The following is a 21,710-nucleotide window of genomic DNA, read 5'->3' as shown; positions in this document are numbered from 1 at the left end:
GTCCGGTGCTACCAGTCCCATGTCTGCAGGCCGTCGACGATGTCGGCGTGGACGTCGAACAGCACGTAGTCGCAGCCGAGGCGGCGGGCGTACTGCTGGATGGCGCGTACTACCCGGGGTGCCGGGTCCGTGGTCGTGATGCGTGTGACGTCTGGGTCGTCGGGAACCCACAGCAGCCAGCCGGTATCGGTGCCGTAGGCGACGACGTCGGGCGCTGTATCCAGGCCGAAAGCACCGAGGTCCTCGGGTAGGTGAGCGGTGGACAGGTACAGCAGCTTGCGGATCATCGAGACCTCCAAGGGTGGGTAGTGCTGCCCTCCCATCGGCGCCGGATGGCGTCCAAGCGCCACCGGTGTTGGGTATGGACAGACGCCCCGGGCACGGCTTGCGCCGTGCCGGGGCGTCGAACGTGCGATCGGTGGGATCAGTGCAGGAGCAGGTCCACCAGTGGTGTCTTCTCCAGGATGGCGACGGCGACCAGGTGCAGGCCGACCAGTGCGGCGACGTGGGTGAATGGGTGCAGGGCGTGGCGGGCCAGCCGCCGGTACCGGGCTCGGGCGTCTTCTGGCTGTTCGTGTTTGGCCACCGGACAATCTCCTTGCCTAGGTCTGTCCTATGAGGTCAGTCGGTCGTGGGTTCGCTGGTGGGATCGCTGAGGTCGGGGTCGAGCGCGTCGAGGACCTGCGCGGGTGGCCAGCCGTCCAGCGCGGACGGCGGCAGCCCGACTGTGAGGACGCGGTCGATGAGCAGTGCGAGCCGGTAGTCCGGTTCGGCCTGCAGGGCGCGTTGCACGGCCGCGTCGGCGAGCGTTCCGTGGCCGCGCCGCCAGGCGACGAACGCCAGCAGGCTGGCCGCCGGGGCGACCACTTCGGGGTCGGCGCGGCGGGTGGCGTCGCGCCACAGGTGTTCCTGCCAGGCGGAGGTGTCGGTGTGCAGCCAGGCCAGGGTGCAGATGCCCGGGTGGAACAGGTGCACGATCAGCCAGGCCATCTCGTCGTCGTCGAGCCGGCCGCCGGCCCGGTAGCGGGCCAGCGCGTTGTGCAGCGCCTGCCGGCCGGCGGCGAACAGACCGGGGGCGCCGGCGGTGTCCTTCACCAGCCGCAGCCGCTCTACGGCGGCGGCCAGGGCCCGGCTCATCGCCTCCCGGTCCGCGCCGGTGACCGGGGCGATGCTGGCGACGAGCTCGTCGCGGTCGGTGAACACGGTCCCGCCGAGGTGGGCGGCCAGCCGCGCGGTCGTGCTGGTGGCGGCATCGAACGGGACGCCGTCGTCAGGGCCGGGGTCGAGGTAGGAGAAGTAGCGGCCGTCGAAGACCCGCACGACCTCCAGGATCTCCGTGTGGTGCTCGCTGAACACCGCGCGGACGACGGCGGCCACCGGGTCGAACGCGTGCGCCGGCCCGTAGCCCAGGATGGCGACGGTGTCGACGCCACCGGTCAGTGCCCGGTGGGCCAACGCCGCGGCCACGGCCTGTACCAGGCCGGCGGGGGCGTCGGGGGCGGGCAGGTCGCCACGGACCCCGGTGACGACATGCGTTCCGGCGATAGCCACCACGACGATGCTGTCGGTGGGCTGGAAGCCCAGCAGGTACGGCACCGCGCCGAGCAGGTCCTCGATGGAGGACAACGCGAGCTTCAACGGACGCTCACGGTCGGGCTTTTCAGGGATGGACATCAAGGCTCCTTGTACATAGACAGGAGCCGGCAGCCCGCACGCGTCGCGCGGGCCGCCGGCAGGACGACAAACGGGATGTGCCGGTGCCGCGCGAGGCGGCGGATCAGGTGAGGGCCGCAAAGGGCGGGCCCCGCGCCGAGGCGGGCGGTGGCACCGCCCAACAGGGCTCGGATGAACCGAACGGCATGGTCGGCTCCACTGTGGTCAGTGGTGCGAAATCAGGTGCGGTCGGTGAGGACCTCGATGAGCGGTTCGCCCAGCAGCCGCGGATCCTCCACGACCGCGTCGCGGACGAACGCGTGCGCGGCGGCCGGCATCTGGTACGCGGCGGCTACGCCACCGGCACCGTCCACGGTGGTGCGCAGCCATCCGCGCCGGGCCAGCCGGCGCAGCGCGGCCTGCGCGTGGTGCACCGGCAGGGCCGTCAGGCCCGCCACGCTCGCGGCGGTCACCGGCTCACCGCCGGTGAGGTCGGCGTGGTGGGCGGCGGCCAGGAACGCCAGCCGCTGCGCCGGTGTGAGCGCGGCCGCGTCCAACGCACGCCGTGCTCCCCCGCCGGCGAGCGTCCAGAACGCGAACGCCGCATACGACCGCAGCCGGCCGGTGGGCTCGGCCAGCGCGGCCAGCCGCCGCACCATCGCTTGCCGGCGCGGCGCCAGATGCGCGATCAGCTCCGCCGGCGGATCGGTGGACGGATCGGTAGCCGGATCGTGGCCCGGTCCGGCGTCTGGTTCAGCCACGCTCATCGCCGCGCCGGTCCGTGGTCACCGTCTGGACCGGCAGAGTCCACACCGGCTCGTCCGCGTCCACCGTGCGGACCTCGGCCTCGCCGGGCACGATCCCGACCGGCAGCATCCGCCCGTCCCGCCACACACCCACCAGCGTGTACCGGTCGGCCGCCGGCCCGGCCACGCCGACCGGATGGTCGTCGTCGGGTTGTTGGACGTCGACCAGGTCGATCGCATCGACCGCGACGATCAGGACCGTGACCACCGCCGCCGCCCCGGGTTCGTGGGCGGAGATCCGCAACGCGGTGAACGGCGGACCGAGGGCGGCGAGCATCCCCTCGACGTCTCCGGCGGCGCCGTCCACGTCGAGCAGGCCGTACACGTGCCGCCACCTGTCCGCGCCGGGCAGATCCACCGTCTGGCACACCTGCCACCGCCACGCCCGCACCTGCCCGTCGGCGGTCGTCTCGGCGGGCACCGGCACCAGGACCCGCTCCGGCAGCCGGATCACCGCACCGGACCGCAGGTCGCCCGCACGCCGCCGCACGACCCGTACCACCGGCCCGGCGCTCACGTCGGATCCCCGGCGACCGCCGCGATCCGGGTGGCCAGGTCCCGGTAGGCGGCCATGTGCCGCATAGCCTCCTGCGCGGTCGGGGTCGGCTGACCGGCGACGCTGCCGGTACCGGCCAATACCCCGGCCCACCAGTCCCGGGCGGTGCGCAGCGCCCGCACCGTCGTGGCCAGGTCCGTGGCCGAACACACCAGCCAACCCGTACCGGCGCCCGCGTCAGGCACCCACCGGACCGCGTCGGCCGGCCGGCGGTCGCGGCGTCGGATCGTCGGCCGTGGATCGTCCGAGACCAGCCAACCGTCCCGGTCGCAGTCGTACACCAGAACCTGGTTACCGGTCCGCTTGGCGGTACTCAGGGCGGCGTCCGCCCGCGCCAGCACCACCCGCGGGGCATCAGAGCCGGCCGCGACCCCGACGCTGGCCCGCAGCATGAGCGTGCCGGCGACCGGACCCGGCTCGGCCAGCGCCGCGGTGACCGCCGCCGCGAGCGTCGTGGCCTGCCTGCCGGGTGCGATAACGACAAAGTCGTCACCGCCGAGCCGCGCCACCACCGCCCCGGGTGGGGCACCGGCGGCCAGCCGGGCCGCGACCGCGCACAGGTACCGGTCACCGGCGGCGTAGCCGGCCATGGTGTTCACGGCCCCGAGCGCGTCGGCATCGGCCAACGCGACCGCCAGGGTGCTGCCGGCCCGGTGCGCGGCATCCAGGATCTGCTCGGCGACCGCCCGGTCCGGCAGGCCGGTCAACCGGTCCTGGTGGACGCTGCGCCATACGGCCACCTCCCAGCGGCGCTGAACGACCTGACAGCCGGCCAACGCGGCCACGACGACAAGGAACCCGGCACCGAACACGGCCGCTGCGGTGATGTGCACGGCCGCGGCGATGCCGACGGTGACGAACCCCGCGAGCAGGAACCCGACGACCGCCGCTGCGGCCGCGCGACGCCACCGCCGTGGTGACCGCGGCGGTGCTGCCGCCGATGTGTTTGACATGCGCATACAGGTGCTCCTTTCAAATGCGAACACCGGGGCGGCCAACGCGACGCGCCGGACCGCCCCTGTTCTGAGACAATGGGATTGAGATGGCGGCCAGGCCGAAGCCGACTAGCCATCCAGCACCTCGCCGACGTCCTCCGCGAGGTGGAACAGGCTTCGCGTGAGCGGTGCAAGATCTACGTGTCGTCGGCCGACGACCAACCGGATCGGGACGTCGTTGGCCGGCGTGCTAACCCAGCCGGTGTTGTCGACCTGGCGCCCGACGCCCAAACGCGGCGGCCGATCATGTCGCCAGCGATCGCTACACCGCCGCCCGCGCCGTATCGCACATCCACCCGGCAGTGCCGGTTCCGAGACCGAGCCGGCCGCCGATGACTGGGCCGAGTCGCACCGCCGCGACCGCCGCCGGCAGATGCCGCCGCTGCCAACCATTCAGCGCGCCGGCTAGGTCCGCGCCGTACCGGTGGTGCTGGCGCAGTGCCACGGCCAGGCCGGCGGCCTGCTCGATGCCGTTGTTCGCGCCGCGGGCGGTGTGAGGGCGCACCGGAGCCAGGGCGTCGCCCAACAGCACGGCATGCCCGTCGCCGACCGGCCACACCATCTGCCGCGGCGGGTCGATGTCCATCACCGGCACCGCCATCCGCACGGTGGTGGCTTCCACGAGCGCCGCCTGCTGCGGTGGCAGCAGCACCGCAGCGTGCGCGTCGACCGCGGCTCGCGCCCGCTCGGAGACGTGCTGCGGCAGGGCGAACAGCCGCTGGTGTGGCAGGGCACCGAACCAGTCGACGTACTCCTGGACGCTCGCGTTGAGGTAGAACGTCCAATCCAGACCCTCCGGTACCGGGGCGATGTTGAACTGCACACCCGGGCACGGCTCCATCCGCAGGAAATCCGGCTGCTGAACATCACCGGCCGCGGCGGTGCCGCGGTGTGCCACGTAGCCGGCGTAACGCAGCCGCCGGCCCGGGTCCAGCAAACGCCGCCCGATCGAGGCGCGGCCGTCGGCGAACACCACCACGTCGGCGGCGGCCTGCTGGCCGTTCGCGAAGTGCAGCATCGGCCGCCGCGCCACCTCGTCCATGCCGGTCACCTGATGTCCGGTGTGGACGATCCGACGGGGCAGGCGGCAGGTGACGGCCTGATGCAGCAACGTCCAGGTGGTGTTGCGGCCCGGGTACACGTAGGTGACCGCGTTGGCCGGGCAGCGATCTTGCACGCTCATCCGCACAATCAGTTCCGACGGGTAGGCCACCAGCTCGGACTGCTCGATACCGAGCCGCTCCAGGATGTCCAGCGAGCAGTGCTCCACGCCGATCAGGCCGCCGCCACGCGGCACGGCCGCGGGTGCGGCCTCATACACCGCGACGTCGTCGAAACCGGCCTGCAGCAACAGCAGCGCCGCCACCGGTCCGGTCAGCGACCCACCGACCACCGCGATCCGCGGCTGACCGATGGTCGAACACAGCGCAACGTTCATCGGGTTCCCTTTCAACAAAGAGATGGGAAACCCGGACACAGCCGTGCGGCCGTGCCCGGGCGGGCGCGCCAGAAAGGCGCGAATGGCCGGGCAACGGCCAACAACAGGTGCGATCAGAACGGGGTACAGCAACAGGCCACCGAAACGGCGGCCGACGGGATGCGGACGGCGCTACAGGAAGCGACCGCCGCGGTCAAACGTGGACGCAGCCGTCGCCTCGCCATCGGTGTTCGGCATCGTGGCGGCCTCGATACGACGGACCGATGCCAGCAGCCGTTCGGCGAACGCCGCCAGCTGCGGCAACGAGCCCTCCACGGCCAGCGCGGTCGCCCACGGATCACCGATGACCACCGTGTACCCGGCGATCGGCTCCACGCCGATCTCGGTGCCGGGCGGGTAGAGCACGATGTCAGCGTTCGCGTCCACGAACTCGTAGCGTTCTGCCAACCAAGATCTCCTCTCCTTAAAGGTCCAGATGGACCAGACTTGGGGACGATCGCTAGGACCGGTCCGGTCCAGGCGTGGGATGGCGTGCTGTCCGACGCGATGCGATCCGCATCTGCGGCGACTACCAGTCGGTCACTGGCCGACGCAGGGAGTTCCTGCCACATGGCTGGATCAGACGGCAGCCGTCCGGCGTCAGCGAGGCCGCCGGTGAGGTGCGGCGGGACATCAAAGGGTCGCGGCAGACCGGCCAACGGCGGGTGTGCGGATGCGACCTCGACGTCCTGGGAACCCGGGCGACGTGCGCCTGACGCGTTCATAAAGGGTGTTGTTTGCTCGACCATACGGGCGGCGCGGGCGTCCGTATGGTCGCTGTGAGCGCGTGTGATTCGGTGTAAGCGCAGGCTCTGTTAGTCGGCGTTCAAGGCGTGGGGCGTTCGGGTGACGGCCTCGCACGCCGACTCTCAAGCCGCTACGTTTCGTCATATGACCGTGCGGGAGGACTGGTGAAAGTAGCGGAGCCATCGTGGTGGACCGACGGAAGCTTCGAGGACCGTCCGGTCAAGCAGGTGCTCGCCATCCGTGACCTTGGCGCGGTCTTCCGGTTCCTCAAGACCCGCGGCTGGAGCCGCGCGGCGATCGCCAGCGCCACCGGCCTGACCGAGACCCGCGTGCGGGCGGTGGCCCAGGGCAAGCAGCAGATCACGTCCTACGAGGTGATCGAGCGGATCGCCGGCGGCCTGAACATTGACCGCGGCCTGCTCGGCCTGGCCTACGCCGATCCCGGCCCCGGTGCGTCCCAGACCACCTCAGCCGGAGACCGTGAGCGACCCACTCAGGCCAGTCCGCCGAATCTTGACCACGTTTCCGGCGTCGAGCATGTCGGGGCCATGCGTTCCTTCCGCGCGGCAGACCGGCAGGTCGGCGGCGGCCACCTGTACGCCACGGTGACCAAGTACCTTCAAAGCGAGGTTGCACCGCAACTGTTCGGCGCCGAGCAGGAACCCGACGACGGGCTGTTGTTCACGGCCGCTGCCGCGCTGACCGAGATGGCTGGATGGATGGCCCACGACGCCGGCCGAGACCAGGCCGCCGGCCGGCATTTCAGCCGCTCCCTACACCTTGCCAAGCTCGGCGGAGAACGATGGTTCCAGGTGCAGGTGCTAGCCAGCCTCAGCCATCTGGCGAACCACCGGGGCCGGGCCGACGAGGCGATCCGCTACGCCCGACAGGGTGGCCAGGCGCTGGCCGACGGACCGCGGCACCCGGCGCTGGAGGGCCGGCTGCTGGCGATGCAGGCCCGCGGCCTCGCCGCGCTCGGACAGGCTGAGCAGTGTGTGCAGCTCCTGCGCCGAGCCGAGACCACGCTGGCTGGTATGCCAGCTGACCAGCAGTCGCCGTGGATCAGCCCGTTCGACGAAGCCTCGCTGGCCAGCGAGGCCGCCCGGTGCCTGCGCCAACTGGGCGACCTGAGCCAGGCACAGCGGCAGGCCGAGCGGATCATCGCGCTGCGGCCCACTGACCGCGTCCGCAGCCGCGCGTTCGGGCAACTGCTGCTGGTCACGATCCTCATCGCCCGGGGCAGGGTGGAGGCGGCCTGTGCGGTGGCCCACGAAGTGCTGGACGCCACGCAGCAACTGGGGTCCGGGCTGATCGGTCAGCAGCTGAGCGATCTTCAACGCCTGCTGGCCCCGTACCGGGACACCACGGTCGTGAAGGAATTCCTGGCCCGTCTCGTGGACGTGCTCAACGAGCGTGCCTGGCTCTACCGCTGGCTGACGGACGGATACGACTCGCGTTCAGCGCACCGGGGGCAAGCGTGAGCCCCGACGTTCCGCTGTACGAACGCGATCCGGAGGCGTGGCGAGCCCACCTCGCCGAAGGCAACGCCAAACAGCCACGCAAACGCGTCAGCGCCGACGTCCTCGTCCGCGACCACACCGGACGCCTGCTGCTGGTCGACCCGAAATACAAACCGGACTGGGACACACCCGGCGGCATGGCCGAGGCCAACGAACCACCGCACCTGGCCGCGCAACGGGAACTACGCGAAGAGCTCGGACTCGACCTGCCCGTCAGCAGGCTGCTCTGCGTGGACTGGGTGTCGCCGCACGGCCAGTGGGACGATCTGCTCGCCTTCATCTTCGACGGCGGCCAACTCACCGCAGAACAGCACACCAGTCCCCGGGTCCGCGACGACGAACTGGCCACGTTCGAATTCTGCACGGAGGTTGAAGCACGCGAACGGCTACGGCCATACGTGTGGCGGCGAGTCGCAGCCGCGTTGCAAGCGCTCAAGACCGGGCATGTCCAGTACCTACAAGACGGGTACACCGCCGGCACGAGGCGGAGGTCCACCTAGTGGCCGGCATCTCGACGAATTGGGCTCCACGTGACGCACAAGAACCTTCAGGTGGCGACTGTGCGGTACAAGGTGAGGCGTGCTGAGCTTCGCATCCCTGTTCGACCGGCTGCGCGCCGCGTACCGGAATCGCTGGCTGTCCCGGACGCTCGCCGGCGTCCGAGAGCCCTACCAGGACTCGGTGCGGGAGCTGGCGAGGTTCGACGACCTCGACCAGCAGACCCGGGCGCTGTTGCGGCCGATGCTGCGGCAGTTCGCGGCGCAGCGCGCGGCAGCCGTGGGGTCGCGGTGGTGGCACATCTACAGTGCCGCCCGGGTGCTGACCGCGCTGGTCCTGCTCGGCGCTCCGGCGTGGATCCTGGTCTCGCTGATCGCCGACCACCAGCCCACCGAGCGGGCGGCGAGCGCCGTCCTGTACGCCGTGCTGCTCGGCTGCATCGCCGCCGCGTACGGCCGCCAGCAGGACACGGTGACCGTCCTCCAGCTCGGGCTCGTCGCCGTGGCCGCCGTCGTCGTCCTGGCCCTCTGGTGGCTGGTCACACCGTGGCGGGACCTGCTCAGCTGGCGCGTCGTCCAGCCGGCGCTCGCCACGACGGCGGTCACCGTGGCGCTCACCATCGTGCGGCTCTCCGCCCTGATCACCCTCCGGGACCGCCTCATCTGGCCGCTGGCGTTGTGGTGGGGCGGATACCCGCTGCCATCCCAACTCGCCACCGTCCACCTGCTCCTGCTCGTCGACGCCCTGCGGGAAGCGGCCCCGACCAACCGGCATCCGCGCTACCGCCGCAACTTCATCCGATGGATGAACGTCCTGATCACCTTCATCGAACGGCAGCTGCCCACAACCGCCCGGCAGCTCAACCTGGGTAGGGCGGTCGTGGTCGAGACCCAACAGCTGACACGTGACCTCGCCGCCCAGCTCCGCGCCCTACAGAACCGGTTGCTGCACGAGCCCGGCCCGGACGCGTACACGCAGGTCCGTGCTGAGGCCGCCACGCTGGTCGCGGACCTCGCACGGGGAACCTGGGCCGCCGCACCCGCGGACGGCTCCACCGGGCGGACACAGACCGCGCTGGCCCGGTTCGGCCGCAAGGCCGGCGCGGCAGCGGCGCTGCTGGCCCTCGCCGGTGCCCTGCCCCACCTGCCCGGCATCGCAGCCGACTCCGCCACGGTCGGCGGGATCCAACTCGGACTCGTCGTCGCCGCGGCGCTGACCCTGCTTCCGGTCGAAGCGACCCACCGCGACCAAGCCCTCTCCGCCTTCCGGGAACCGGGCCCCTAGTCCTGCGATCAAACAAGACCACGGCCGCACCGGTCAACGGCCGCGACCAAGGGCGCGGCCACCGGACCGGAACCCGCCTCGGGCGCAGGAAGCCCGCACCGTCGGCGCCCGCATGTCAGGGCTCGGGCTCCAGCCTGTGGCCATTGCCGCGGTAGAGGCTGCCGGGCCGACCGTGCTGCGACGGAAGCTCGATCAGCCGCCGTCGATATCCCTGACCGGCCAGGAGCCAGACAGGTCCTACCGGGCTGACTGCGTCCTCGCCGGACCGTGCGGTGCTGGCCACCGGCACCGTCCGAGCCGGGCCGGCGGCCAGGACGGCGTGCAGGCGATGCTCGCGGTCGGCGGAGGGTAGGACGAACAGCACCGGGTAGGCGGGTCCGCCGTCGCCGGCCAGTTCCTCGTACTGGTGGAGCTTGTCGACCAGGCGACCGATGGGGCGTTCGGTGCCGGTGTCGTACTCCAGGAACAGCCCGACCGTGACAGTCCCGTCCGGCGTGGACTCGCGCCAGAGGGCGTGCCCGTCAGGGTGGATGCGCTGATGGAACGCGTCGGCTGTCTGGCGCGCCGACCACCAGCGCAGCAGCCAGGCACGCGGATGGTGCCGGGCGTGGCGGTACAGATCGATGAAGAACTGGTTGGCGGCCAGGTGATGCTCCAGCGCCGGGTTGCGGGCCAGCCGGGCGTGCCGCTCCCGCAGCGTCTTGGCCGACGGTGGTTTCTCGCCGCGGGCGGCCGCGGCCAGCTGGACGCCGAGTGGGCCGATGACCCAGTGCCACGGGCTGAAGCCGCCGGCGGGGCGAGGCCGGTGGAACCGGTCGATCAGGCCGAGCCGGTGCAGGGTCAGCAGCCGGTGACTGGCGGTGGAGGCGGCACCGAAGAACGCGGCGGTGAGCTGGTCGGTGGTGAACACGCCATGCCGGTCCAGCCAGTCCACGATGGACAGATCGCGGTCGGTCAGCCGGGCCAGCACCGACAACACCGTCGAGGGGGTGCGGCGGGAATCGCCCGCAGGGGGATGTCGCGCCACGGGCGGTCGCGTCATGAGGGCCTCCTTCCAGGTGTGTTACCGCCACCGCACCCGGCAACAGGGGTAGCAGCACGCCGCTACCCCGCCCGCCGCCCCTCCTGCCGGCCCTGCCGCCGCCCCAGCCGCCCGGCTCGGCTACTGGGACGGCTGACCGTTGCCGCCATCGCGGCGGCGGCCATTGCCGTTGCGCCCGCTGCCGTTGCGGCGCCGCCGGCCGCCGGAGGGTGGCAGGTCACCGTCGGCCGGGATGCCGGCCACTTGGGCGTTGGCCGGCCGCCCGGTCGGCAGGCGTTCGGTGGTGATCTCGGCGCAGCGGCGGCGGATCGCGGTCGCCTCCCCCACCACCGCCGGCGGCGGGTCGGTGGCCAGGGTGAACGCGGCCGTCTCGCGGCCGTCGACGACCAGGCGGGCGGCGGCGGTGTACCGGTCCAGGTGGGACAGGTCGTGCTCGTCCAACTCCGGCACCGTATGCCGGGATAGTGGGCGGGCGTCCTCGGGTGAGCAGGTAAAGTACAGCTTGTTGCGGCAGTTGGCGGAGATCGCCGCCGCCGTCTCCCGCGGCAGCTGCGACAGGCTTTGGTGGGCAAGGATCAGCGATAGCCGGTAGCCGCGGGCCTCGGCCGCCATGTCCTCAATGGAGCGGGGCAGGTTCAGGAAGTTCTGGCACTCATCGATGATCAAAGCGGCGTCGCGTCGGGTGTGCTCCGGTTGGGCGCTGCGGGCGGTCGCAGCCTGCCACACCGAAGCGACCACGAACGAGCCCAACAACCTGGCGGTGTCGTCGCCAAGCACACCCTTAGGCAACCGGCACAGCAGGATCCCGCCGTCGAGGATCTCGCCCATGTCGAAGCTGGACTTGGGTTGGCCGACGACGCGGCGCACGAACCGGCGCAGCAGCATCGCCCGCAACCGGGCCAGGACCGGCCCGACCGCCTGTGCCCGCAGCCCTTCGGGCATGGATGCGTACCAGGTCCAGAACCCGCCCAGTCCAGCCGGGTCGGTGAACTGGCGGGTCAGGTCGGCGCGGACCTGCCGGTCATTCAGCAGCGGCGGCACCATGGTCAGCATCGGGTTCGCGCGGGTCAGCAGCGTCAGCAGGGCTGAGCGCAGGATGTCGTCGATACGTGGACCCCAGTGCCGGGCGTAGATCTTCCCGAACACCGACACGATGTTGTCCACGATCAAATCGTCGTCGTCACCTTCCAGGGGGTTGAACGCCGGCGGCGGGTCCTGGTCCGGGTCCAGCAGGACGAGGCGTTCGGCGGCCTGCGCGGGCAGCCGGTCCAGGATGTCCTGGATCAGGTCGCCCTTGGGTTCGACCACGACCACACCGAGGCCGGCCTTGATGTAGGACAGGGCAAGGTTCAGCTGGGCGGTGGTCTTGCCGCTGCCGGTGCTGCCGATGATGTGCGCGTGGTGGCGCAGGTCCGCTACCGAGACGGCGACGGCGTGGCCGCCGACCTGTGCGCGGCCCAGCCGGATCGTGTTGCGGCCACCGGATGGCACCCGCACCGGCGCTGGCACCGCCCGGGCCCGCGCGCGGTCCAGGCCCGGTACGGCCACATCGGTGGGCAGGCCAGCCAATGCCGCGAGCTCCAGTGTGGACAGCAGGAACCCGAATCGGTGCCGCCGTCGGCCGGCCGCGACGTCCGGGCGCAGGGTGCGGGCGCGGTGCAGCCGGTTCGTGCCGGTGTACACGGCGAACGCGGCCGCGATCCCCGCGGCGAGCGCGTCGACGCGCCGCTTGTCGGTATCGACCAGTTGCCGGCGGTGCTCGACGCGGGTGGCCGTGTATCGGATCGCGGCTTCCCAGTGTGGGCCGGTGGTCATCTTGTCGGCGGCGGCGCGCAGGTCCCGTTCCGCGACCGGGTCGGTTCGCCGCACCGCCTCGTTACCGCGGCCGCGAGAACCGCTTGGGGGCGTGACCATCCCCGCCAGCTCCCGCAGCGGCCCGCCGACGACCGCGCCGCCGTGGCCGGCTGGGTTACGCAACCCGGCGAGGGCGCGACGTGCCCGTACCAGCCGTCGCGTTTCGGCCGGTCGCGCGAGGATTTGGACGCAGGCGTGCTCGGTGGCCGCCAGGCCGGTGCCGGCCGCCACCACCTGCCGCAGCGGATCAACATCGTGGACCATCCGCAGCGGATACACCTGCGGCCGTGCCAGGGTCAGAGCGCCGCCGGCCGCATATCCGCCCGCCGGGACCGGCGCGCCCGGATCATCGACGGTGACCGTCGCAGCGGGCCACGCGGCCGCCGCCGCGCCAGCGATCACGCGAGCGTGGACGGTGCCGGGAACCCAGATCGCGATGACCAGCTGCCGACCCGACCACCGGTACTCCCACACCAGGTGCGGCACCCCGTACACCAGCCGCCGCCAGCCGATACGGTGCAGCGTGCCGTGCACGGCCGCCCAGAACTGTGCCGCGCCGGCGTCGTCGACCTGCGGTGGCGGCAGCACCGTCACCTGCCGGGCGCCGCGGACCAGTCGCCGATGCCGCCACCGCGACAAGGCCAGCTGTGCGACCGAGCGGCACACCGCCGCCAGCAGCACCGCACCTACCAGCGTGGCGGCCTGCCACCGATGCCCGGCCAGCCAGTCCAGGAGCTGGCCCGGGTCCGGGACCTGTGGGGTAGGAAGTGGGGTGATGGCGCGCATCGTCACACCGCCTCAGAACAGGTCCGCGTCATCGACAGCGGATCCCAGCGACGCGGTGGGACGCGAAGCCTCGGCCGGGGTGTCGGTTGCGACCAGCGGGTACTCGTCGCGGTCGGCGACCACCTCGAACCCGACCCGCACCGACCCGGACACCAGCAACGCCACCCCCTGTCCCGCGCCCTGCAGCAGTTGCCGCTCGGCGTCAGATAGGGCGAACGCGTCGGCGACGGCGTCGATGGTCTGCGGCGACTGCCCCATCAGAATCTGGGTGGCGCTGTTGTTGATGACGGCCTTGCCGAGGTCGCTGCCCAACACGTCGGCGATGTCCTGACTGATCACCGCCAGCCCGGCGTTGCGCTTGCGGGCCGCCTTGGCCATTTTGAACAGCCACAACGCCGCGGCCGGCTGGCGCAGCATCGTCCACGCCTCGTCAACCACCACCAGCCGCCGCACCCGCCGGCCAGGGGCCGGTGGGGTGTCGATGGCCCGCCAGATCGCATCCAATGCCAGCAGGGTGCCCACGGTGGACAGCTCGTCGGGCAGCTGCCTCAGCGACCACACGACCAGCTGCCCTTGCGGGCGGGTGGTGGTCGGTGCGTCGAACAGGCCGGCGAAGCTGCCCAACACCCACGGCGTCAATCGCGCCGCCAGCGTCTGCCCGGCCTGGTCGCCGGCGGCCAAAGTCATATGCAGGTCGGCGAGCAGCGGCGCCGGCCGACCCCAGGTGGCCGGGTCGGTGGTGATCCCCGCCCGCCGGTAGGTGGCCAGGATCGCCTGGTCCAACGCCGCCGTCTCCGCTGGCGGCAGCTGCTGGCCGGTCATCACGGCGACAACGGTGTGTAGGAACAACGCCCGCCGCAGCAACGCGTCCGGGCGCCGATCACCGGCGGGGATGTCCAGGGGGTTTAGCTTCACCCCGGGCGCGCCGAGCTGGACGACGGCGCCGTCGACGTGCCGGGCCAACGCCACGTATTCGTCCTCCCGGTCCACGACGTGCGCCTCGACGCCGAAGTACAGCCCGCGCAGCGTCTCCAGCTTCACGTGGAAGCTTTTGCCGCTGCCCGACGGGGCCAGGATCACCGAGTTGTGGTTCGGCAGCGACCACCGGTCCCACATCACCAACCCCGGCGAGGCGATGTTCAACCCGTACAGCAGCGCCTGGGCCGGCTCCGGATCACCCGGCAACGGTGCCGGCAGGTCCGGGCTGGCGATCGGCAGCAACGCGGCCAAGGCGCCGGTGTCCAACGTGCGGCACATCCGCACCGAATCCGTGCCGAGTGGCAGTGTGCTGGTCCAGCCCTGCACCTGCCGCCAGGTGACCGGCTTGAGTTCGAGCAGCATCGAGGCGCCCGCCGCCCGCACCTGCGCGCACGCCTCGATCAGCGCCTCCTCGGTGGCGGCGTGCACCGTCACATACACCCCCGTGCGGAACAGCCGGCCGGCGCCGCGGGCCACCAGGTCAGCCAGGTCCGCGGCGTCGTCTGCGGCCGCCTCCACCTGCGGATCACCCAGCCGGCCCCGGACCGCGTCGATGCGCCGCGTCGACTCCAACCGCACCCGCTGCCGCCGTAACCTGGTAGCCGCCCGCTCCGCCGGAATCGGCTCAATATGGACAACTACATCCAGCCGTCCCGGCCAGGACAGGATGCCCTCCAAGGCCGGCGCGGACAGTGTGGCCGGATACCCGGTCACCGCGAACGTCGCGCACCACCCATCACCGACACGCAGCCGGCGACCACCGACCTCGACCGCGTCCGGGCCCACGACCGCGCTCACGCCCACATCCCCGGGCCGGCCACCGGCTCGGCTGCCGCCCGGCGCGGTTTCGCGTCGCGGCCAGATCCTCATGGCGGGCCCTCCTCACGCTCGGGCAAGTCCGCGGTGACGACCCCGTCCGCACGCACCCCGGCGACGCCACCGCCCCAGGGATGGCAGGCGTCCACGAGCACACCGGTAGCCAGGTCGCCGTCGAGTACGCGGGTCGCCGCCCCCACCGCCGCCAGGCCACGCGCGGTCTGCGCGGCCTGCCGCAGCACCGCCTGCCCGTCGGCGTGCCCGACCTGTCGGTGCGCGACCGTCACCCGCCGCACCACCGGGTCACGCTCGACGGCCAGCCAGCGCAGGAACTGCGCATAGCCGGATGCGGCCCGAGCCAATGCCGGCTGGGGCAGCCTGTCCAGGCGATGTTCGACCTCGCAGGCGTAGGCGTCCACATTGGCCGCCCGACTCGACACCACGATCTGGACCGGCGTGGACAGCCCATGCAGCCAGCGCGCGTACCCGTCCAGCACCGCCGCCCGATCGCCCGCCGACCGCAGCCCGTACATCACCGTCGAGCAGGCGGTCAACGCGACCCGACCGCTGCCGCGTAGATCGACCACGCCGTCGGGACCGATGCGGTCCGCGAGCAACGCCAGCGGCCCGATCCGCAGACCGGAGCTCGCACGAAGCCGGGGCGCCCACACCGGCGCGTCCGGCATGTCGGCGCCGACCGCCACCAGCGCACGCGCGTTCAACACCGTCCGTCCGGCCGCCAGCACCCACCGGTCCAGGCCGATCCCGTCCCGGCGTCCCACCGCCACCACGGCCGCGACGGCGACCATCGGCAAGGAGCCGACGAGCACGACCAGCGGCGATACCGCCGGCGTCAACACCTGATAGGCCAGCCACAGCGCTGCCCCGACCGAGGCGAGGATCGCCACCTGCCGCGCGGTCAACCCATACAGGATGCGGTCCGGCTGATCGATATCGGCTGACACGGGTACCCGCATCTCACTGTCCACTGTTGCCTCCTCCGGTCCGTCGAGGTACCTGCCGCGGGGTCGAGGGCCAGCCCGTCCCGGACGCCCGACCGCCAACCCGTGGTGCGGCCGGTGGCCGAGCGGCCGCCTCCGGGGCCGGCCAGCCGGTGCCGGACGGGCGCGCGCCGTACGCGTGCCACACCGGGCGTCGCAGCGGAACCGCACCCGGTGGGGGCGGCACCGGCCGTGCCGGAGGTCGCTGGGCCGCGCCACCACTACCACCGCCACCGCGGCCGGCGCCCTCACCGATTTCCTGCGGCCCACGGCCGCTGTGCGGCCGGGCCCGCGCACCGGCCGGTGCCTGGCGGTCCGGCCGCGGATCGTCGCCAGCCTCGCGTCGGTACCGGTTGTCCCTGCGGCCGCCCAGATGCGTGTGGTTGTGGGTGTGCTCGTGCATGTGGATGGCGGCGGCGTGCTGGTGCAGGTGGGTCGCCGGCAACCGCGGACCAACCGCCCGCGTGGCGGCCCGCCGGCCTCCGATGGCGATCCCGGCGGCGCGCAACGCCTGCTGAACCACGATCACCCGCACCACATAGCCCAGCGTCGACGCGGCCCGGCTCTGCCCCACCCCGAGATGCCTCGATAGCCAGGCCGGGATGCGGATCGCGGTCCATAACACGAACACCGCGATCAACAGGTTCAGCAGCCCGGTCGGGTCATCCGGCAGGCCGAGGGCGGGCAGGTTCGCGCCCGGGGCCAGCAGCACCGCCACCGCGACGTGCACGGTGACGGCCTGCAACACCTGGGTCAACAGGACACCGCCCAGGGACCGCCACCACAGCTGCGCAACCGGGTCGGTGACCAGGAACGCGTGACATGCGAGGGCCAGTGGTCCGGTTGCGGCCAGCACCAGCAGGACCGCGATCCGGCCCAGCCAGGTGAACAGCAACGCCAGCAGCAGGAACAGCACCACTTCCCGCAGCACCAGCACGAGCAGCAGCTGCCGCGGATCCGACCCGGCGCCGGCAATCACACGCCGCAGACCGTCCGTCGAGGCATCAGCGCCGAACTGGGCCGTCAGCGCCGCGGTGAGCGCGTTGGCCGCCTCGATCGCGAACCCGACCAGCGGCCCACCCAGGTTCGCGCCCGCGAACGCCACCACCACCCGCGGCAGCAACTCCTTGAGCTGATACCGCTCCGACTCCCCACGCACCATCGCCAGCACGGCGGCGGCGGTCACCGCCAGCACCATCACCGCGTTCGCCGCCACCTCCGCCTGCCCGGACACGTGCCGCACCTGCGGTAGCACCGTCACGTCCGGGGACCGGAACACCGTCCCGGACAACACATCCAGCACCCAGCCAAGGGCCCACAACGTCGCCGACGTCAAGCCGTCCAGCACCGTACCGAGCAGCCCGGCGATCACCTCGTCGACGAACCCGTCCACGGCTACTCCACCCCCAGGATGCCCATCACGATCGCGACCAGGACCGGCGCCAACACCGCCAGGCCGGCGCCGAGGAACGCGTTACGGAACGCCGCCTTGCTCTTCTCGATCTCCCCCGGGTCGTCGCCGGCGGCCATCCGCCGCATCGCCCCCCAGGTCGCGAAGAACGCCGCGATCGTGAACGCGATCCCCACCAACCAGTTCCGGGCCCGCTCGATCACCCCCACCAGCTCCCCGGTCGGATCCGGAGCCGGCGTAGGTGATGGCGCCGCCCACCCCACCTGCGGCGCCAGCAGCAGCACAGCCGCCGCACCAACCACCACGGCGGCGCGGGCAAGGCCAACGGTGTACCTCATGGACGGTCACCTCCACAGGTGTACGAATCGCGGGTCGAAGCGCGGGCGACAACCTGGCCGGCGGCGCCCGGCATCAAGACCGGACTCCTTTCCGGTGAGATCGACTGGGTGTGTGTACGCGGCCGAAACATCACCACCGGCCGGACGCCACCCGCGCCCCGAACGGGCTCCGTCGGCCGACGCCGCAAGGTGAACCCGCAACCGTGAAAGGCCGCCGTGTGACTCGCCGATTACCGGCCCGCACCGTCACACCGGTTCACACCTGGCTGGCTCAGACCCCGGCGCCGTTGGCGACCAGGACCGCGGTGAGGATCTTGTTGGACACCCAGCCGTCCGCGATCGCCTCCGCCAACCGGTGCTCGGCCCGATGCCGCCGCACCACAACCGTGTTGGTCCGCTCCCCCGCCAACAACGCCACCCGATCGATCGGGACACCGTCCAGGCGGGTTGTCGCGATCAGCTTCGCCTCGTCCAGGGTGATCACGTCCGCGGCGACCGCGTCCAGCAACACCAGGTCCGGATGTCCCCACGGCTCCGGCGGCGTCTGCGACCGGTACGCCGCCCAGCGGGCGCCGTCGAACGCCGCCTCCGCGTACACCAACCGGGTGCCCGCCTTGTGCCCGGCCCGCACCAGCCGGTACGCCAGCGACGTATCAGTCACGTCGACCCGGTCCAGCTCGCGCAGGAAGCCCTCCACGATCTGCGACTCCAGATCCTCCACATCACCGCGGAAACCCTGCGCCAACGCGTACGTCCACCGCCGCAGCCCGGGGGCCGCCAGCCACACTGCCGCCACCCGCCAGCCCGCCCGGTCCTGACTTGCCCGGTCTCGCCGCGCCCGCACGATCAGCTCCCGCCACACCGCGTCCCGCGTCGCAAGGGACACCTGCGGCGCGAGCAGCAGGCTGCGCAGATCCCGCACCGCGACCCGGCCCGCCGGCAGTTCCGGCCCGAAGACGTCACCGGACAACACAAGGTGGGTCGGGTCGGCGGACATCAACGCGAACACCGTCTCCACCGTGCGCAACACCGACGTCGACCAGCCACGATTTGAATTGGGCATAGAAGGCGCTCCTTGAAAGCGGCGCCCCAGCAATAGGGGCGCGACGGCTTGGAACGCCCATCACGCCACGACCGTGATCACATCCAACTCACATATGGCGATCACACGACCGCCCGCCGGCCGCACGTGGCAGCCGACGCCGCAGGTCATCGAGGTGTTGCTGCCCGTGATTACCCACGTCACCGAGACTCGGGATGCTGGTCGCCAGACCATCGGAAAGCGCGGGTCACATCGACTCACGCGCAATCACAAATGGACGCAACGCCGTAATATCGCGGCCTCCCAGCGGCATTTAATAGATGTGTACGCGGACCGAGCCCAGCCTCGGACCGGCCATTGCCCATGCCAACACCGCCCGCTTCGAACGCCGACGGCTTCGCCGGTTCCGGCATTGACCGCCCGTCCCTGGCCGCCGCGCAAGCTCCGGCGCCAACGCTCTGGCACGCCGAGCCGCCACCGGCCACAGCGGCGCTGTCCCCTGGCCTCGCCGGGCGCCTGCTCGACCACCTCACCGACACCGGCGACATCGTCCTCGACATCGACGACGACACCGTCCTGGCCCGCGCCGCCGCCGAAGCCGGACGACGACACCACGGCCTACGCGGCCGCCACGACCTGCTCAACAACCGCCACTACACCGGCACCGCACACCTGGTCTTCCTCCGCTGGCCCCAACCACCCGCCGACACTCGCCTGCTCCTCGCCGGCTGCCGCGCCCTTCTCATCCCAACCGGACACCTCGTCATCGCCGTCAGCGGCCCGTCCATCGAGCGACGCGTCCACTTGCACGCCCTGACCGGTGCCGCCGAACACCTCGGAATGCCGCAACCGCGGCACGTCGCCGTTACCGACATCAACCCGCTCGACGAGGCGACGCCGCACACAGATTTGCTGATCTTCACCACGTCCGGAGGCGGCCGTGCCTGACGCCACCACCCATCCTCGCCCCACCGACGGCAGGCGCCACCCCGGACAGCGAACCGGGCCGGTGGCCACACCAGAATGGGTACAGGCCGCCCGATCGCCGCTGTACGCCGCCCTCGACGACACCGGCCACACCCTTGCTGGGCCCGCCACTGTCGTGAGGCCGGCCACCCAACGCACGGACGCTGCCCAACGCGCCGGCCGCTACCACCCGAATACCTCACACCACCCGGCGCGGCTGCGACCCTCCGTCGCCGCCCGCCTCATCAGCCAGTACAGCCAGCCGGGACAGACCGTGCTGGACCTGTTCTGCGGCGCCGGCACCGCCGCCGTCGAAGCCGTTCACGCCGGCCGCCACACCATCGCCATTGACAACGACCCCCGCTGGCTGGAAGCCACCGGCCACAACCTCGCCTATGCCACCGCCCACGGCGCCACCGGCCACGCCACCGTCCTTCAGGCCGACGCCCGCACCCTGTCTGCGCCCCGACGCTGGCGTCGTGGCGTCGCACTCGTCATCGCCACACCACCGGCCCGACTCACCCCGTCCCCGCACCGCAGGGACCACGGCAACGCGGCACTGATCCACGAGCTCGCCGACGACCTCGACGCCACCCTCCAACGCTGCCTGCCACTGCTACACCCCTGCAGCACGATCGCCATCGTCACCCGACTCGTCCGCCGCCGCGGCCAACTCCTCGACCCCACCTGGCCGGCGCACGACGCCGCACAGCGGCATGGCCTCGAACTGATCGAACGCGCCGCCGCGCTACGCGACGGCCACCCGTGGACACACCGCGCCCGGGCCAACCGTCAACGACGCCGCGCGACGCCACCCGTCATCCACGACGACGTCCTCATCTATCAGATGCCGAGGAGGTGGCCACGGTGGCTTCGCCCCTAACACTCGCCACCGACACCGCAGATCCCGACGGCCGGATCGTGGAACCGCGCAAACTGACCCGCGACCTACCGCACGGATGGGCGACGCTCATCCGGGACTGGGATCGGACGCTGCGTGCCGGAAACTACTCACCGGCCACCCGATACAACTACCTGCTCGCCGTCGCCCAACTCGCCCGCTACCTCAACACCGGCGACGACGTGCCCGAGGCCGCCGCCGTACGGCGGGCGCAGGTAGAGAGCTTCCAAGCCTGGATGATCGAGACCCGGTCCGCCGCTACCGCGCTGAACAAACACAAGGCACTGCAACAGTTCTTCCGCTGGCTGGCCGAGGACGGCGAGATCGAGCGGTCGCCAATGGAGCACGTGCGGCAGCCGAAGACACCCCAGCCAATGATCCCGATCATCCACAGCGACGACACTCGACGGCTGCTGGACGTCTGCCGTGACCGGGACTTCACCAGCCTGCGGGACAAGGCCATCATGCGGCTACTGGCAAACACCGGCGCCCGCCTGTCCGAAGTAGCCCTGCTCCACATCGACGACCTCGACATGGACCGCGACATCGTCCGCTACCACGGCAAAGGCGCCAAGGACCGACAGGTCCGGTTCGGACCTACGACCGGGCGCGCACTCAGCAAGTACCTACGCATCCGCGACCGGCACCGACACGCCGGATCAACACGCCGGCTATGGCTCGCCGTACGCGGTGATCGACCGCTGTCCGCCAACGGCATCAAGCTCATGCTGCGCCGCCGGGGCCTCGCGGCCGGCGTAGCGCACGTCCACGCACACCGATGGCGACACACGTTCGCCCACGAATGGAAACTCGCCGGAGGAGACACCGGCGACCTGATGCTGCTGCTGGGCTGGGCCTCGGAGGAGATGGCCCGCCGCTACGGAGCCAGCGCCGCCGCCGAACGAGCCCAACAGATCCACGCACGCCTGAAGGTCGGCGAACATGGCTAGTGCGCTGACCAGAAACGTTCACCGGGTTTGCTGACACGCCGGGCGTGGTCGGTCGGTTCCGGTTAGATCGCCTGCACGCTCGATAGCGA

21 protein-coding genes are annotated in these 21,710 nt (G+C 71.6%); 6 read left to right on the top strand and 15 right to left on the bottom strand.

Annotation, left to right across the window (positions count from 1 at the left end):
- Positions 1–8: 8 nt before the first annotated feature.
- The 8 genes from QMG73_RS41265 to QMG73_RS41230 form a co-directional block, all read right to left on the bottom strand.
- Positions 9–287, bottom strand: coding sequence for a DUF5983 family protein (locus QMG73_RS41265; protein ID WP_281904881.1), 279 nt, complete (start codon positions 285–287; stop codon positions 9–11).
- A 137-nt stretch (positions 288–424) separates the two neighbouring features.
- Positions 425–586 carry a hypothetical protein gene (locus tag QMG73_RS41260; protein WP_281904880.1) on the bottom strand — a complete coding sequence of 54 codons (162 nt, stop codon included), beginning with the start codon at positions 584–586 and terminating at the stop codon, positions 425–427.
- A gap of 35 nt (positions 587–621) precedes the next feature.
- Positions 622–1,674, bottom strand: a complete 1,053-nt coding sequence (locus QMG73_RS41255; RefSeq protein WP_281904878.1) for a DUF4192 domain-containing protein — start codon at positions 1,672–1,674, stop codon at positions 622–624.
- A gap of 218 nt (positions 1,675–1,892) precedes the next feature.
- Complete coding sequence (locus QMG73_RS41250; protein ID WP_281904875.1) at positions 1,893–2,414, bottom strand: hypothetical protein; 522 nt, start codon at positions 2,412–2,414, stop codon at positions 1,893–1,895.
- Positions 2,407–2,976, bottom strand: coding sequence for a hypothetical protein (locus QMG73_RS41245; protein WP_281904872.1), 570 nt, complete (start codon positions 2,974–2,976; stop codon positions 2,407–2,409). The genes QMG73_RS41250 and QMG73_RS41245 overlap by 8 nt, the downstream gene beginning before the upstream one ends.
- On the bottom strand, positions 2,973–3,968 hold the full coding sequence (locus tag QMG73_RS41240; RefSeq protein ID WP_281904871.1) for a GGDEF domain-containing protein: 996 nt from the start codon (positions 3,966–3,968) through the stop codon (positions 2,973–2,975). Before QMG73_RS41240 ends, QMG73_RS41245 begins: the two co-directional genes overlap by 4 nt.
- 304 nt (positions 3,969–4,272) lie before the next feature.
- On the bottom strand, positions 4,273–5,448 hold the full coding sequence (locus tag QMG73_RS41235; protein ID WP_281904869.1) for a Rossmann-fold NAD(P)-binding domain-containing protein: 1,176 nt from the start codon (positions 5,446–5,448) through the stop codon (positions 4,273–4,275).
- Between the two features lie 171 nt (positions 5,449–5,619).
- The gene (locus QMG73_RS41230; protein ID WP_281904866.1) at positions 5,620–5,895 is read right to left on the bottom strand and encodes a hypothetical protein; all 276 of its coding nucleotides are present in this window, start codon (positions 5,893–5,895) and stop codon (positions 5,620–5,622) included.
- Positions 5,896–6,398: 503 nt separating this feature from the next.
- Between QMG73_RS41230 and QMG73_RS41225 the strand changes: the two genes are divergently transcribed.
- The 3 genes from QMG73_RS41225 (at position 6,399) to QMG73_RS41215 (ending at position 9,536) form a co-directional block, all read left to right on the top strand.
- Positions 6,399–7,715: a helix-turn-helix domain-containing protein gene (locus QMG73_RS41225; RefSeq protein WP_281904864.1), complete on the top strand. Its 1,317-nt coding sequence runs from the start codon at positions 6,399–6,401 to the stop codon at positions 7,713–7,715.
- Positions 7,712–8,254, top strand: coding sequence for an NUDIX domain-containing protein (locus QMG73_RS41220; protein ID WP_281904863.1), 543 nt, complete (start codon positions 7,712–7,714; stop codon positions 8,252–8,254). Before QMG73_RS41225 ends, QMG73_RS41220 begins: the two co-directional genes overlap by 4 nt.
- A 79-nt stretch (positions 8,255–8,333) precedes the next feature.
- A complete protein-coding gene (locus QMG73_RS41215; protein WP_281904860.1) occupies positions 8,334–9,536 on the top strand; it encodes a hypothetical protein in 1,203 nt (400 codons plus the stop codon).
- Between the two features lie 115 nt (positions 9,537–9,651).
- On the opposite strand, the gene QMG73_RS41210 is transcribed toward QMG73_RS41215, so the two are convergent.
- The 7 genes from QMG73_RS41210 to QMG73_RS41180 form a co-directional block, all read right to left on the bottom strand.
- Complete coding sequence (locus tag QMG73_RS41210) at positions 9,652–10,578, bottom strand: replication-relaxation family protein (RefSeq protein ID WP_281904858.1); 927 nt, start codon at positions 10,576–10,578, stop codon at positions 9,652–9,654.
- Positions 10,579–10,698: 120 nt separating this feature from the next.
- Positions 10,699–13,218: a type IV secretory system conjugative DNA transfer family protein gene (locus QMG73_RS41205; protein WP_281904857.1), complete on the bottom strand. Its 2,520-nt coding sequence runs from the start codon at positions 13,216–13,218 to the stop codon at positions 10,699–10,701.
- A 12-nt stretch (positions 13,219–13,230) separates the two neighbouring features.
- Positions 13,231–15,066 carry a VirB4 family type IV secretion system protein gene (locus tag QMG73_RS41200; RefSeq protein WP_281904854.1) on the bottom strand — a complete coding sequence of 612 codons (1,836 nt, stop codon included), beginning with the start codon at positions 15,064–15,066 and terminating at the stop codon, positions 13,231–13,233.
- A complete protein-coding gene (locus QMG73_RS41195; protein ID WP_281904852.1) occupies positions 15,063–16,001 on the bottom strand; it encodes a PrgI family protein in 939 nt (312 codons plus the stop codon). The genes QMG73_RS41200 and QMG73_RS41195 overlap by 4 nt, the downstream gene beginning before the upstream one ends.
- Positions 15,991–17,406 carry a conjugal transfer protein TrbL family protein gene (locus tag QMG73_RS41190; protein ID WP_281904851.1) on the bottom strand — a complete coding sequence of 472 codons (1,416 nt, stop codon included), beginning with the start codon at positions 17,404–17,406 and terminating at the stop codon, positions 15,991–15,993. Before QMG73_RS41190 ends, QMG73_RS41195 begins: the two co-directional genes overlap by 11 nt.
- A 2-nt stretch (positions 17,407–17,408) precedes the next feature.
- Positions 17,409–17,762 carry a pilin gene (locus tag QMG73_RS41185; RefSeq protein ID WP_281904850.1) on the bottom strand — a complete coding sequence of 118 codons (354 nt, stop codon included), beginning with the start codon at positions 17,760–17,762 and terminating at the stop codon, positions 17,409–17,411.
- Positions 17,763–18,033: 271 nt separating this feature from the next.
- Positions 18,034–18,825 (bottom strand): hypothetical protein, encoded by a 792-nt coding sequence (locus QMG73_RS41180; RefSeq protein ID WP_281904848.1) that lies wholly within the window; start codon positions 18,823–18,825, stop codon positions 18,034–18,036.
- Positions 18,826–19,167: 342 nt separating this feature from the next.
- On the opposite strand from QMG73_RS41180, the gene QMG73_RS41175 reads away from it, so the two are divergent.
- From QMG73_RS41175 to QMG73_RS41165, 3 genes are read left to right on the top strand one after another with little or no spacing between them, the layout of a single operon-like run.
- Complete coding sequence (locus tag QMG73_RS41175; protein WP_281904847.1) at positions 19,168–19,752, top strand: hypothetical protein; 585 nt, start codon at positions 19,168–19,170, stop codon at positions 19,750–19,752.
- Positions 19,745–20,653, top strand: coding sequence for a TRM11 family SAM-dependent methyltransferase (locus QMG73_RS41170; RefSeq protein ID WP_281904845.1), 909 nt, complete (start codon positions 19,745–19,747; stop codon positions 20,651–20,653). The genes QMG73_RS41175 and QMG73_RS41170 overlap by 8 nt, the downstream gene beginning before the upstream one ends.
- Positions 20,638–21,621 (top strand): tyrosine-type recombinase/integrase, encoded by a 984-nt coding sequence (locus QMG73_RS41165; RefSeq protein ID WP_281904844.1) that lies wholly within the window; start codon positions 20,638–20,640, stop codon positions 21,619–21,621. The genes QMG73_RS41170 and QMG73_RS41165 overlap by 16 nt, the downstream gene beginning before the upstream one ends.
- The last annotated feature ends 89 nt before the right edge of the window (positions 21,622–21,710 follow it).

It is taken from the genome of Phytohabitans aurantiacus (assembly GCF_027923225.1).
In the GTDB taxonomy this organism is placed as follows: Bacteria; Actinomycetota; Actinomycetes; order Mycobacteriales; family Micromonosporaceae; genus Phytohabitans; species Phytohabitans aurantiacus.
The sequence above is the reverse complement of the archived record's forward strand: the minus strand, read 5'-3'. Positions and strand labels throughout refer to the sequence as shown.